Here is a 13116-nt window from a genome sequence, read left to right on the forward strand (position 1 = left end):
AGGTATGGAGTAGATTAAAGTAAAACTGACTGAAGCAGCAGCCCGGCGATCACGGCCACAAGGGTCGTCACCAAGCCCGGCAGCATAAAGCTGTGGTTGAGCACATATTTCCCGATCCGAGTGGTCCCAGTGCGGTCAAACTCGATGGCCATCAGCAGCGTGGGGTAGCCGGGAATAAAGAAATGCCCGTTGACCGCCGGAAAAATCCCGATGAGGTAGGCAGGCGGCAATCCCAGTGACAGTCCCAAGGGCATGAGCGCCTTGGCAGTAGAAGCCTGGCTATAGAGGAGCATGCTCAGCACAAACAGCGCAATGGCAAAAGACCAGGGATAGGAGGCCACCAGCTCTCCCAAGGTGCCCTGGATGGCCTCAAAATTATTGTCCATGAAAGTGCTGCTCATCCACACCACTCCGAACACCGCGATAGTAGCCTGACCGGCAGAGGAAAAGAGACTGGCTTTGGTCACTTTCCCCGCCGTGGTATTGGCAAAAAGGATGATCAGCCCCGTAGCCGCCAACATGATAATCATGATCATGGAGGGCATGAGCAAGTGTCCCGCCTCGCTCACCGCAAAGCCAGGGTGGAAATCAGGACTGTTGCCAAAGTCCGGCAGCAGCTGGGGAAACGATCCAAACACCACAACCGAGGCGACAGCGAGCGAGAAAATGACTACGGACTTGACCGCGCCGGGAGCAATGCCACCCGCCGATTCGGGCTTTTTGCCTTCCAGGTTTTTCACAAAAGCCGGGTCTTTCATCCGCTCCAGAAACTCGGGATCCTCGCTGAGCTCTTTTCCCCGCTTCCACACAAACAAAATCCCGGCAAACATCCCGACCAGCGTGGCAGGGATGGCGACCATCAGGATGTCAAAGAGCCGAAGTCCTGTCGCCGTCAGGACCGTCAGCATCGCCGCCGCAGCTGCGGACACCGGACTGGCGGTGATAGCCATGTAGGCCCCGATCACACTCATGCTCATCGCCCGCTCGGGACGGATGCGGTTTTTGATCGCCACTTCGGCGATGATGGGCATGATGGAATACGAGATATGCGCGGTGCCCGCAAAGAGTACAAATGCGTAGGTGATCAGTGGGCCAAGGATGGTGATCTGCCGGGGATTGCTGCGGAGGATATTGCCAGCGACCTGCACCAGATAGTCCATGCCTCCCGCGGCCTGCAGGGCTGCTGCGGCCGTCACCACGCTCATGATGATCAGCATCACTTCCAATGGAGGGTCTGAAGGCACTAGCCCAAAGCCGAAAATCATGACCAACAAGCCTATCATTCCCATGACTCCCAGACCGATCCCCGACATGCGCGCTCCGACGAAAATGCAGACTAGCACGACGGCCAATTGTAAAAATATCATAAGGCTAACTGATCCAACCGGTAAAACCACTGACTATCGAGGTCGTTTGGTAGACGAAAAAACATTTTCAATCCACCTAAAAACCCCTTCAATACTATTTGAAAAGTCTCCAAATCCCGAAAAAAAACGGCTGATAAAAGTCAGTCAAAAACATATAGTTTCTCAGCTCCCAAAAGGGTACTCTGGGCTTTTGCGAAAAGAAATCGGCTTTTGAAAGGCTGGAAAATGCAGAACCCGAACTGACCCGGCAAGCGTCTATGCCACCAACACCACGATGGAATGCGCCTCCACCGCAAAGGTGGCGGCACTGTACTCTGGCCCCTTACCCCAGTCGTAGATGTCTTGGGGAGAGGCCTTGCCTGTATCCATCCACTGCCTCCACCCCGCCTCCGGCCGGCTGGACTTGGGAATCTCAAACTCCAGCGTCTCGGTATAGGCGTTGATCATGATGTGCATGGAAACGGTCTGGGTGATGGACTCCACACTGAAGGCCAGCGCATGGGAGTCATCCGACCAGTCGGTCGAATGCAGCTTCACGCCATGGTAGGTCACCCGTCCCATATCCAGCAGCTCCTTCAGACTCATGGCGTTCTCCTCCTGACTGGCATCCCGACGCAGACGCTGGGAAACGAGCAGCTTCACGAAGCGTAGCAAGCCCTGATTTCGCTCCACCAAATCCCAGTCAAACCAACTGAGTTCGTTGTCTTGGCAATAAGGGTTGTTGTTGCCCAGCTGCGTACGCTTCACCTCATCCCCCATGGAAATCATCGGCGCGCCCACAGCCAGCAGCACGGCGGTAAAAAAATTCCGCATCTGCTTTTCCCTCAAAAACTCGATCCCGAGATCCTTGCTCGGCCCCTCTATTCCACAGTTCCAGCTCAGGTTTTCATTGGCTCCATCCTGGTTTCCCTCGCCATTGAGTTCATTGTGCTTGTGGCTGTAGCTGACCAGATCATACATGGTAAAGCCATCGTGGCAGGTGATGAAGTTGATGCTTTGCTCAGGCTCCCGATCCTGGTCGGCAAATATGTCCGGGCTGCCGATCATCCGGCTGATAAAGGCTTTGACCATCCCCATGTCTCCCCTCAAAAAGCCCCGCACGTCGTCACGGAAGCGGCCGTTCCATTCTTTCCAGCTATCGCCCACGAAAGTCCCGACTTGGTAGAGCCCCGCAGCATCCCAAGCTTCGGCGATGAGCTTGGTACCCGCAAGGACCGGATCAGACTCGATATCCCAAAGGATGGGCGGATTTTCGATGGTACGCCCCTTTTCATCCCGCGACAGGATGGAGGCCAGATCAAAACGAAATCCGTCCACATGCATGTGCTTCACCCAAAAGCGAAGGCTGTCCAAGATCATGCGGCGGACGATGGGATTGTTGGCATTCAGACTGTTCCCACAGCCGGAATAGTTGCTGTAGTTGGATTTGTCCTCCTCCAGGGCGTAGTACGTCAGATTGTCAATCCCCCTGAACGAATAGGTCGGCCCACCCTCCCCTCCCTCGGCGGTATGGTTGTAGACCACGTCCAGGATCACCTCGATACCCGCGCGATGTAGGGCTTTCACCAAATCCCTAAACTCATCGAGTGCCGCAACCGGATCTTTCCTGCTGGAGTAGTCCTCATGCACGGCAAAAAATCCCACCGGATTGTATCCCCAGTAGTTGATTCGACCATCCTCCGTCTTCGGATCAAACTGAAAAACCGGCATCAGCTCCACGGCCGTGATGCCCAGCTCCACAAGGTAAGGGATTTTCTCTACCATGCCCGCATAGGTACCCCGCAGCTGTGCAGTGAGTCCTGAATTGGGATTTTTGGTAAAGCCCGACACATGCATCTCATAGATGATGGTCTGGGCAAAGGGCCGACACAGCGGCAGGTCTCCTTCCCAGTCGTAAGCGTCCAGATCGACTACGACGGATTTGGGACAAGTATCCGAGAAAGCGACCGCATAGGCATACGGATCGAGTAGGACTTTGAAAGGGTCAAAGCGCATCCCCTGATGTGGCTCCATTGGCCCAAAAACCCGATAGGCATAGTACTGGCCCGGTCGGATATCCGGCACGAACACATGCCAATAGTGGTAAGTACGGTTGGCTCTGGGATCCAGCCGGATGATGGAGGCAGGTTCGGAGTCTTCTCTGTTTTGGAAAAAAAGCAAGTCCACCCGCTCGGCATGCTTCGAAAACAAGGAAAAATTTACTCCCTCCGGACTGTAGGAAGCCCCGATGGGAAAGCTGTGCCCGGGATGAAGATGCGCCATGGTCTCGGAAAGTATGTATCCAAGATAATCCGCATTCCCCACCCCTTCCCTGACATTAATCAGTCGGCAAGCTGAATCATGTCCAGCCCCAAACCAAACCTACCGGGCCGAGCCGGGGCGATAGTGTTCCAGGCCCCTTATCTCCACATCCTCGCGGTAAAAGGCCACTTCCTTAAACTGCACGTCTGCATAGCGCTGCGCCTGGTCAAAGAAGTGGGGGGAAGTGGGATCGCCGCTTTGTCCCCCTGCTAGTAGGCTCTTGGCCCTGACCCGCTCGCCAAACTCCACCACGGCCACAAAACTGTTGCCTCGGTAGCCGTAGAGGTTTTTGGTGTTTTCTCCCGCTCTTGCACCGTAGGCAGCCAGCGCGCCCCAGTTGCCGGAAGCCAAGCCAATCGGTACATACGGCTGGTCGTCGTCAAACCCAGCGTCAATGGCTCCGCTCAGCCTCTGAAATCGGTTGACCTCGCCCCAGGGCTTATTCCAAGTCCCTAAGTCGGCATTCAGCTGGGCGATGGTCTTCCCAAAAACCTCCCGGATTTCAGCTTGGTTGGGCACCTTGGCGGTTGGCATTTCATTCACAAACCGCGCGGCGCTGCGGAAAGCCCGCTGGTAGTTTTCCCCGTAAAAATGCGCCACAGTCATCGCCACGGACTCCTTGGAGGTACGGTAGTCCCAGGCCTTCAGCAGCTCCAGCACCTGCTTTTGTTCCCCATCCTGCACCGCTCCCATCGCTGCGAGCAGCTCTGGAATCAGGTATTCAAACGCCGGAAGATAGGGATCGTAGGCGAGCTCGATGAAGCTGTCCAGATTGAGCTTTTCGGCCCCTTTGAGCACTTTGACCGCATGTACCGCACGGAAATTTTCAGCATCCGGAGCCATATAGGGCGGAAAATCCTCCCTTTTGGGACTAAAGTCTCCGGCAGCGGTAAAAGGCGTGGAATTGCAGTTTTGAATCCAGCCGTTTTCGGGATTGAGGATGAGGATGCTCTCGTCCACCGTATGCAGGCCCTGCCAGTCGGTGGCGGGATTGCTGCCATCTACAGGCTTGGAGAAGTCAAATTCCGGGTTTCGCTTGGGGATAAAATTGCCGTGGAAGTAGGCGATATTTCCATCTCCGTCCGCAAAGACGGTATTGTTTGACGAGTTGGTCCGGATGTTCATCATGTCCTTAAACTCCGCGTAGTTGGCCAGCTTCGTGCGGCGGTAGCTTTGCGAAAGCGCGTTGACCGGATCCCAGTTGATTTTGGTCGCGACCCACTTCGTCCCAGACTTGTGCGTGATCGGACCGTGGTGTGTCCGATAGAAAGTAAATTCTTTTTCCCTCAATTCCTCACCAGACTTGTATTTCAACGTGACCGTCTGCTGCTGCACGTCACGAAGTTCCTCTCCGTATTTGTACTGGATTTTGCCGTCAGACTCCACTATTTCCTCTTCAAATTCATCCTTGAAATCCACAAAAGTTGAGGTATGAATCCAGCCGGTCTTCTCGTTGAAGCCTTGGTACACGAAAAACTGCCCCCAAGTGACTGCTCCATAGACATTCAGGCCTTCCTCGCTGACGACATGGACCTCGGGGCGGAAGTAAAAGGAAGTATGCGGATTGATCAGCAGCATAGCATTGCCCGACTCAGACAGACTGGGTGCGATGGCGATCCCGTTGGAGCCCTGCGGTTCCGCCAAAATATCTGCAGGTTCATTCCAAGCCAAGACGGCATCTTGTTCGTAAAAAGCCTGCAAGCGTGCAGTTGAGATACTTTCTATATCCCCTCCAATCGAACCCTCGAAGAAAAACATCGGCATCCAGGGCTCATATCGGGTGATTACCTGAGGATTTGCTTCGGGATGTGTGTGCAAATAATAGTTAATGCCGTCAGCGAAGGCGACACAGAGCTCCTTCAGCCAGTCCGGCGCAGTTTCGTAGGCCGCTTTGGCCTCCGCCTCGGTCATGTAGAGGTTGGCGCGGAGGTCAGAGTACAGCGCCTCCTCCCCTTCCAGTTCGGCAAGTCGACCAATGGCCCAGACGTAGTTGCGCTCCACCCTTCTGAAATCGTCCTCGCACTGGGCATAGAGCAGCCCAAAGACCGCATCAGCGTCGCTTTTTCCATAGATATGCGGCACACCAAAATCGTCCCGGATGATCTCCACCCGCTCAGCCTGCGCCTCCCAGCGTCCGAGTTCATCGCTCGTGTTTTCTTTTTGGCAGGAGAAAAAAGCAAGGAGGGCAATCAGGAATACAATTCGCTTCAGCATGACGGAGGGGGGCTAAGGTTGGTGACGGAAAGTAAGCGATTCCCAAAATATCGGCAAAGGCAATCTTACCGATGGTCTTGGTACTGGTTTTTCGGGAGTTTTTCCTTTAGCCTCAGGATCAAATCATCCGGTACCGCTTCGCTCTCCTCTAGACCCGCACGGAGTTTTTGTACTTGGGCCACGCTGCTCGCACCGATTACCAGGGAAGCTACCGCCTTTTCGATTAAGCCAAAACGGATCAAGACCGCCTCGGGGGAAAAGCCGCTCGCTGCGATTTCAGCCTTGATTTCGGCGACTTTTTCCGCAGGAAAATCCAGAAAACCCACCACGGGCTTGTCGATCAGGATGCCTTTGGCAAAAGCCCCCCGCACCAAGACCCGCGTGCCGCTCTGCTCCAAAAGCGGAAAAACCGACTCCTCCGGCCTGCGGTCGAGCGGGCTGTATTGCATCATGATCGTCGCCGGGGGATTCATCCCCATGACCTTTCGGATCACGTTGGGCCGGATGGAGGAAATGCCAAAACCGCGGATCTTCCCCTGCTCCCTGAGCCGCCCAAAGGCCTCAAAAACCTCGTCCCAAGGATCTTCCAGCGTGCCGCCGTGGAGCTGACAAAGGTCCAGGTGGTCGATTCGGAGCCGCTTTAGGCTTGCCTCCACCGCAGGGAGAAGATAGGCTTTGCGGGGATTCCAAGACCAGCTCTTTCCGTCGGGGTTCCACTGGTTGCCGACCTTGGAAGCGACATAGAGGTTCTCGCGCCTGCCCCGGATTGCTCGACCGAGGTTTTCCTCATTTTTGCCTTTTTGGTACAGGTCAGCGGTGTCAAAATAGCGCAGTCCCGAATCTATCGCGCGATGGACGACTTTTTCCGCCTCGGAAAAAGCCTCGGGCAGGGACATGCAGCCCAGCGCAATCGATGGAGAAGCGTGGAATCCCAAATCTGAAGAATCCGACATTGTTTTTAGGTTAAATATCCAACCGTCCGAGGCCCAATTTCTTAATGGATATTTCTCGGCTTGGCTTTCTAATTTCGGTTTCAAAATTGAGAATTCAGTAATGTATTCCTGCTATTATCTCTATTTTTGGATCGCCTAAAACCTATAAATATGAAAAAAATAGCCGTTTTCACATCAGGCGGGGATTCTCCGGGAATGAATGCCTGCATCCGCTCCGTAGTCCGTACCGGGATCTATGAGGGCCTGGAAGTATATGGGATCAACAGGGGCTACGAGGGGATGATCGAGGGGGATATCAAGCTGATGAAATCGAGCTCCGTGAGCAATATCGTGCAGCGAGGCGGCACCATACTGAAATCCGCCCGGTCCATGGAGTTCAAAACCCCCGAGGGAAGGAAAAAAGCCTACGACAACCTGGTGACACTGGGAATCGAAGGGCTGGTAGCGATAGGCGGAGACGGGACTTTCACGGGAGCCAAGGTCTTTCATGAGGAGTTTGGCATCCCCACGGTAGGCTGCCCCGGCACCATCGACAACGACATCTATGGCACTGACTATACGATTGGCTTTGACACTGCGGTCAACACCGCACTGGACGCCATTGACAAGATCCGGGATACGGCAGCGGCGCATGACCGCATCTTCTTTGTGGAAGTGATGGGGCGCGACGCGGGCTTCATCGCCATCGAGTCCGGCATTGGTGGCGGGGCGGAGTTTGTCATGGTACCGGAGACCCAGACCGATCTGAATGCCGTCGTGAAATCCCTGCGGGAGCCCAAGGCCTCTAGCATCATCGTGGTGGCTGAGGGTGACGAGCTGGGTAATGCTGAGGTGATCATGCAGCTGGTCAAGGAAAAAATCAAGGACGACACCAAAGACTTCAAAGTCACCACCCTGGGACATATCCAGCGGGGCGGTGCACCCACAGCACGCGACCGCGTGTTGGGAGCCCGATGCGGCATGGGTGCCGTACGGGGTCTGCTGGCCGGCGAGACCGGCTGTATGTCCGGCGTGATCAACAACGAACTGGTCTACACCCCTTTCTCAGAATGCATTGGACAGCATAAGCCCCTCCACCCAGACCACCTTTCACTTTTGGACATCTTACGTATCTAACTACACCTTATGGGATTTATTCCTTTGTTTTTGACCATGGGCGGAGCTTGCCTGCTTTTTTTCCTGACCGTGAAAAACACCATGCAGCGCAAGCTCAACCTACAGCGTGAGCTCCTGTCCAAACTCAGCCTCAGCCACCCGGAAATCGGTTTTCTCCTCGGCGAAATCGCAGACCCCGACACGGTGTTGGAAAATCTCAAAAGGACAAACCCCGAAAACAAAGTGTCCAAAAAAAGCCTAGAAGCCATCCGCCAGATGAAGATCAACCAGCACCAGTACAACGCCCTGATCAAAAAAGCCCCCTACAACTGGGTGGCCAAGCTGAGCGGGTTTCAGCCGATCTGAGCCGCTACCCAGTCCAATATCTCCTCGACCTGGTCGGGGTGAAACCAACGGATCTCCGGATCCCGCCTAAACCAGGTCAGCTGCCGCTTGGCATACCTCCTCGAATTCCGCTTTAGCAGACGGACGGCTTCCTCCCGGTCGTAGCTGCCCTCCAGGTAGCCGAAGATCTCCGAGTAGCCCACCGTCTGCAGGGCGTTGAGGTGGCGCATGCCAAACAGTGACTCCGCCTCCTCAAAAAGCCCCTGCGCAACCATCTGGTCCATGCGCCGGTCGATGCGCTCGTAGAGCTCCTCCCGCTCCCGCTCCAAGCCAACCTTGATCACCTTGAATGGCCGGACCGTTTTCTTCTTTTGCCTAAAGCTGCTGAACTTTTGCCCCGTCCCCCGAAAAACCTCCAGCGCCCGCATCAGCCTCTGGGGGTTTTGCCTGTCCACCTGGGAATAGTACTCCGGATCGGCATGGGCCACCTCTGCCTGTAGCCATTCCAAACCCTTCTTTTCGTAGTCTGAGATCACTCCCTCCCTGACTTCCGCCTCCAGCTCGGGCATGTCATCAAGCCCCTGGGTGACCGCATCTGCAAAAAGCCCCGACCCTCCGGTCATGATGGCTGTCGAATGCCTTGAAAAAATGGAGCCCAATGCCTCAAGCGCATCTTTTTCGAAGCGCTTTACGTCGTATTCTTCGGTAATCGAAAGTGAGTTGATCAGATGGTGGGGAGCCTGGTCTAGTTCCCATTGGCTGGGCTTGGCGGTGCCCAGATTCAGCTCCCGGTAAAACTGGCGGCTGTCGCAGGAGACGATTTCGGTGGCAAACTTTCGGGCCAATTTCAGACACAGGTCGGTCTTGCCTACCGCAGTCGGGCCGACCACCAGAATTAGATTTTTTTCTACCGCCAAAGTTTTCAATTTTTAGTAATCCAAAAGCCCAAAAGAATGCGATGAAACCGAGCTTAGCAAAAATACCACGCAGAAAGGACACAACCGATCAGGCAAGACTCTATCCGACCGCCAAAAGTCAATCCTAAGCAGATGAAAAGCAAAAAGGTATTGATCGTAGACGACAACGATCTGAACAGGAAACTTTTTGAAAACCTGATCGGGCAGCAATTTTCGTTTCTGTCTGCCAAAAACGGCCTTGAGGCGCTGGAATTGGCCCAGAAGGAGGATTTCCAGCTCATCCTGATGGATATCCAGATGCCCCTGATGGACGGCATCACCGCCATGAAAAAAATCCGACAGGAAACCTCGCAAGCCTGTCCGATCTTGGCCGTCACCGCCTATGCCGAAGAGTCAGACCGGGGGAGTTTTCTGGAGGAGGGCTTTGACGACTTCATCACCAAGCCCATCCGACCCCGGGAGTTTCTCCAGCTGGTGAAGTTCTATCTGAAAGTCCCCTCGGCCATCGAAACGCCGAATGGCAAGGCCCAAGTGGCAGCGGAAATGCTCGACCAAAACATCCTTGGCCAACTCCTCAAATACAATTCCCAGGATGCTATCCGAAAGATCTTGGAGGACTTCCTGGCCGAGTGCGGGGAAGCCGAAGCCCTCATCGACGCCCTTCCCCTGACGGCAGCCAAAAGCGAGGTCTTGGAAAAAATCCACACACTCAAGGGGAACTCGGGCACACTGGGTGCCATGGCCATCTTTCACAGCGCGCTAAAGGCCGAAGAGTGCGGCAAATTTGAAAAAGACTCCGAATTTGATCAGGCATTGAAAAAATTAAAAAATGAAATCCGGCAATTCCGTGATTTTTTGAGGCAAGAACCTATTTTTGGCACATGAGCGACCAAAAAAACATCCTCGTTGGCGAGGATAGTTCCATCATCATCAACCTGACCAAAAACGTCCTGGCCTTTGAGAATTACAAAATGAAGGCGGCCCGAAACGGCAAACAGGTACTGGATCTGCTGGACAAGGAGAAATTTGACCTGATCCTGATGGATATCAGCATGCCGGTGATGGATGGGATCGAGTGCACCCGACAGATACGGGCCTCGGAGGACCAGGCAATCAGCAAGCTGCCGATCATCGCCATCAGCGGAAACATCCACAACTACACCCCCGAGGAATTCCGTAAGTTTGGCTTTGACGACTTCATCCAAAAGCCCCTCAACTACGACAAGGTCCTGGCCACCGTCAAAAAATTCCTCAGCTAATGGCAGTCAAGTACACCAAGCATTTTTTGGATAAAATGGAAAACCTCTTCGCCGCCTCAGAGTACGTCCTGCGGTACGAAAAGGGCAACTTCAAGTCCGGCTACTGTGTACTCAAAGACACCAAGATCGTCATCGTCAACAAATACTTTCCCCTGGAAGGAAAAATCAACGCCCTGGTGGACATCATCAACGAGCTGAACTTTCACCCCAAGGACTTCAAGGAAAAAAGCAACCAGGACTTCCTAAGCGATCTCCGACAACCCTCCCTGAAGTTTTGAAAGTCAACTTCCTCGGAACCGGCACTTCCCAAGGCGTTCCCGTGATCGGGTGTGAGTGCCTGGTATGCCAGTCGCTGGATTTTCGGGACAAGAGATTCCGCACCTCCATCCACATCGAGGCCGAAGGAGTATCCCTGGTGATCGACACCGGGCCGGACTTTAGGATGCAGATGCTCCGTGCCGGGATCAAAAAGCTCGATGCCGTGCTCTTCACCCACGAGCACAAAGACCACACGGCCGGCCTGGACGACATTCGCCCCTTCAATTTTTCCCAGAAAAAGGACATGCCCGTCTTTGGCAGAAAGAATGTCCTCGAACAGATCCAGCGCGAATATGCCTACATCTTCAGTCCCAAAAAGTACCCTGGGGTACCGCAGGTGGAGCAGGTGGAGATCAATGAAAACACCTTTCACGTGCAGGGCCTGCAGATCACACCGATCCCCGTCTTGCACTACAAGCTGCCGGTCTTCGGCTTTCGGATCGGAGATTTCAGCTACATCACCGATGCCAATTTCATCCCGGAAGAGTCCATGAACCTGCTGGAAGGCACCGAAACCCTCGTGCTCAACGCCCTCCAGATCGACCCGCACATCTCCCACTTCACCCTGGAGGAGGCTGTGCAGGTAGCCAGGAAGATCGGCGCCAAACAGACCTACTTCACGCACATTTCCCATCGGCTCGGACTCCACGCCCAGATCGATGCCCAACTTCCCGAGGGGATAGCCTTGGCCTATGACGGGCTGGAGTTAACTTTGGGCTGATGCATCTCAATTACCATTTTCTCAGATTCCTTGCCCCGGCGCTGCACCAGCGCTTCCAGGGAAGCCGTATTGTTTCCTGTTTTTCTCAAAGCAAAGACGAACTGATCCTGGAGACCGAAGGCCCGGAGGAAAATAGCTTCATCCGTGCACACTTGCTGCCGCCACAGGTTTTCCTGGCCTTCCCGGCCCAGTTTCACCGCGCCAAGAGAAACAGCATAGACCTTTTTGCCGAGCTGGTGGGCGACCTCATCGTGAAGTGCGGCGCGTTCCGCTTTGAGCGTGCATTCTATTTTGACTTGGGGTCGGGGAAAAAACTCGTGTTTAAGCTCCATGGCAACCGAAGCAACGTGCTGCTGTATCAAAAAGACGAGCTGCTCCCATCCCTTCTTTTCCGAAATGAAATCCGGGAAGACAGGGAACTGGACTGGACCAGCCTCGAAAATCCCCTTGACCTGGGCGAAGAGCGCTTTGCCGATTTGGACGGCAATGCCTCGCAATTTCTTCCCACACTCGGGGCCATTCCCCGCGCTTGGCTCAAGGAAAGGGGCTATCCCGAGGCATCTCTGACCGAGAAATGGCAGCTCATGCAGGACTTGCTGGATCTGCTGGACAGTCCCCTGTACGCACTTGTGGACAGGCAGGGTGAGATCCACCTCAGCCTACTGCCTGAGGAAAACGCCACCAAAACCCTTTCCGACCCCATCCAGGCAACCAACGAGCTTTTCTACCTCGCACTTGTCAAGGGCAGCTTTGAAAAGGAGAAAATCAGCCTCCTTCGCAGCTATCAGGATCAGCTAAAAAAGACCGACTCCTACATCCAAAAATCCTCCGCCAAGCTGTCCGAGCTCAAAAATGCCGCCCCTCCCAGCCAGTTGGCCGACGTCATCATGGCCAATCTGCATGAGTTTGGGGAGGGAAAAACCGAAGCGCAACTGTTGGACTTCTATACCGGCAAGCCCGTCCAAGTAAAGCTAAAGCCCAACCAGAAACCCCAGCAACTGGCCGAAGGTCTCTACAGAAAATCCAAAAACCGACAGCTCGAGCTAGACCAGATCGAAAAAACCATCGAGGCAAAACTCCGTCTCAAAGCCGAGCTGGAACAGAAACTGGAGGCGATCGAAGCGATCAGGGAGTTTCGAGACCTCAAAAAGTACAAGAAAAGCAACAAGGAAGACAAGGCCCTGAGCAAGGAAGCCACCGGACTCCCCTTCAAGACTTTTGAGTTTGAGGGATTCACGATCTGGGTGGGCAAGTCTGCAAAGGACAACGACGAAATGCTACGGGGATTTGTGCACAAGGACGACCTGTGGCTACATGCACGGCAAGTACCGGGCTCGCACGTGGTGATCCGGATGAAAGGCATCACGACGCTCCCCAGCTCGGTCTTGGAGAGGGCCGCGGGTTTGGCTGCCTATTACTCCAAGCTCAAGACCGACTCGCTGGCTCCCGTGATCTACACCCAGGCGAAATTTGTAAGAAAAGTAAAAGGCTCCGCTCCCGGCTCGGTGATGGTGGACAGGGAAAAGGTGGTCCTCGTGCCGCCTGCCGGGCCCGATGAAGAGACCGCCGCCATGAAATCCTAATTTCCCAGACTCCAAAAAATCTGCTTTTCTGATCTCAAAAGGA

12 protein-coding genes are annotated in these 13116 nt (G+C 54.3%); 7 read left to right on the forward strand and 5 right to left on the reverse strand.

From position 1 onward, the window contains the following. Positions 1-14: 14 nt before the first annotated feature. The 4 genes from J0A68_RS16830 to J0A68_RS16845 form a co-directional block, all read right to left on the reverse strand. Positions 15-1367, reverse strand: coding sequence for an anaerobic C4-dicarboxylate transporter family protein (locus J0A68_RS16830; protein ID WP_206579402.1), 1353 nt, complete (start codon positions 1365-1367; stop codon positions 15-17). A gap of 255 nt (positions 1368-1622) precedes the next feature. Further along, the gene (locus J0A68_RS16835; RefSeq protein ID WP_206579403.1) at positions 1623-3629 is read right to left on the reverse strand and encodes a glycogen debranching protein; all 2007 of its coding nucleotides are present in this window, start codon (positions 3627-3629) and stop codon (positions 1623-1625) included. 99 nt (positions 3630-3728) lie between these two features. Next, positions 3729-5882 (reverse strand): acylase, encoded by a 2154-nt coding sequence (locus tag J0A68_RS16840; protein ID WP_206579404.1) that lies wholly within the window; start codon positions 5880-5882, stop codon positions 3729-3731. Positions 5883-5947: 65 nt separating this feature from the next. After that, positions 5948-6835, reverse strand: a complete 888-nt coding sequence (locus J0A68_RS16845) for an aldo/keto reductase (protein WP_206579405.1) — start codon at positions 6833-6835, stop codon at positions 5948-5950. A 150-nt stretch (positions 6836-6985) separates the two neighbouring features. Here J0A68_RS16845 and pfkA point away from each other — a divergent pair, with 150 nt between their 5' ends. Together pfkA and J0A68_RS16855 are read left to right on the forward strand one after the other, a co-directional pair. Further along, complete coding sequence (gene pfkA / locus J0A68_RS16850; protein WP_206579406.1) at positions 6986-7951, forward strand: 6-phosphofructokinase; 966 nt, start codon at positions 6986-6988, stop codon at positions 7949-7951. A 9-nt stretch (positions 7952-7960) separates the two neighbouring features. After that, the gene (locus J0A68_RS16855; protein WP_206579407.1) at positions 7961-8296 is read left to right on the forward strand and encodes a hypothetical protein; all 336 of its coding nucleotides are present in this window, start codon (positions 7961-7963) and stop codon (positions 8294-8296) included. Here the strand turns inward: J0A68_RS16855 and miaA are convergent. Beyond that, positions 8284-9192, reverse strand: coding sequence for a tRNA (adenosine(37)-N6)-dimethylallyltransferase MiaA (miaA, locus tag J0A68_RS16860; RefSeq protein ID WP_206579408.1), 909 nt, complete (start codon positions 9190-9192; stop codon positions 8284-8286). The two genes, J0A68_RS16855 and miaA, sit on opposite strands and share 13 nt — an antisense overlap. A 132-nt stretch (positions 9193-9324) precedes the next feature. Here miaA and J0A68_RS16865 point away from each other — a divergent pair, with 132 nt between their 5' ends. From J0A68_RS16865 to J0A68_RS16885, 5 genes are read left to right on the forward strand one after another with little or no spacing between them, the layout of a single operon-like run. Further along, complete coding sequence (locus J0A68_RS16865) at positions 9325-10077, forward strand: response regulator (RefSeq protein WP_206579409.1); 753 nt, start codon at positions 9325-9327, stop codon at positions 10075-10077. Continuing rightward, positions 10074-10451 carry a response regulator gene (locus tag J0A68_RS16870; protein WP_206579410.1) on the forward strand — a complete coding sequence of 126 codons (378 nt, stop codon included), beginning with the start codon at positions 10074-10076 and terminating at the stop codon, positions 10449-10451. The genes J0A68_RS16865 and J0A68_RS16870 overlap by 4 nt, the downstream gene beginning before the upstream one ends. After that, on the forward strand, positions 10451-10729 hold the full coding sequence (locus tag J0A68_RS16875) for a hypothetical protein (protein ID WP_206579411.1): 279 nt from the start codon (positions 10451-10453) through the stop codon (positions 10727-10729). The genes J0A68_RS16870 and J0A68_RS16875 overlap by 1 nt, the downstream gene beginning before the upstream one ends. Beyond that, entirely contained in the window at positions 10726-11490 is a 765-nt protein-coding gene (locus tag J0A68_RS16880) for an MBL fold metallo-hydrolase (protein ID WP_206579412.1), read from the forward strand. Before J0A68_RS16875 ends, J0A68_RS16880 begins: the two co-directional genes overlap by 4 nt. Beyond that, a complete protein-coding gene (locus J0A68_RS16885) occupies positions 11490-13073 on the forward strand; it encodes an NFACT RNA binding domain-containing protein (RefSeq protein WP_206579413.1) in 1584 nt (527 codons plus the stop codon). The genes J0A68_RS16880 and J0A68_RS16885 overlap by 1 nt, the downstream gene beginning before the upstream one ends. Positions 13074-13116: the final 43 nt, after the last annotated feature.

The sequence above is a fragment of the Algoriphagus oliviformis genome, from assembly GCF_017254915.1.
In the GTDB taxonomy this organism is placed as follows: domain Bacteria; phylum Bacteroidota; class Bacteroidia; order Cytophagales; family Cyclobacteriaceae; genus Algoriphagus; species Algoriphagus oliviformis.

Bases quoted from the DNA above. Each gene is read 5' to 3' on its own strand.
- pfkA (WP_206579406.1), top strand. From the start codon at position 6,986: ATGAAAAAAATAGCCGTTTTCACATCAGGCGGGGATTCTCCGGGAATG.
- J0A68_RS16830 (WP_206579402.1), bottom strand. From the start codon at position 1,367: ATGATATTTTTACAATTGGCCGTCGTGCTAGTCTGCATTTTCGTCGGA.
- J0A68_RS16865 (WP_206579409.1), top strand. From the start codon at position 9,325: ATGAAAAGCAAAAAGGTATTGATCGTAGACGACAACGATCTGAACAGG.
- J0A68_RS16840 (WP_206579404.1), bottom strand. From the start codon at position 5,882: ATGCTGAAGCGAATTGTATTCCTGATTGCCCTCCTTGCTTTTTTCTCC.
- J0A68_RS16835 (WP_206579403.1), bottom strand. From the start codon at position 3,629: ATGGCGCATCTTCATCCCGGGCACAGCTTTCCCATCGGGGCTTCCTAC.
- J0A68_RS16855 (WP_206579407.1), top strand. From the start codon at position 7,961: ATGGGATTTATTCCTTTGTTTTTGACCATGGGCGGAGCTTGCCTGCTT.
- J0A68_RS16845 (WP_206579405.1), bottom strand. From the start codon at position 6,835: ATGTCGGATTCTTCAGATTTGGGATTCCACGCTTCTCCATCGATTGCG.
- J0A68_RS16875 (WP_206579411.1), top strand. From the start codon at position 10,451: ATGGCAGTCAAGTACACCAAGCATTTTTTGGATAAAATGGAAAACCTC.
- J0A68_RS16885 (WP_206579413.1), top strand. From the start codon at position 11,490: ATGCATCTCAATTACCATTTTCTCAGATTCCTTGCCCCGGCGCTGCAC.
- J0A68_RS16870 (WP_206579410.1), top strand. From the start codon at position 10,074: ATGAGCGACCAAAAAAACATCCTCGTTGGCGAGGATAGTTCCATCATC.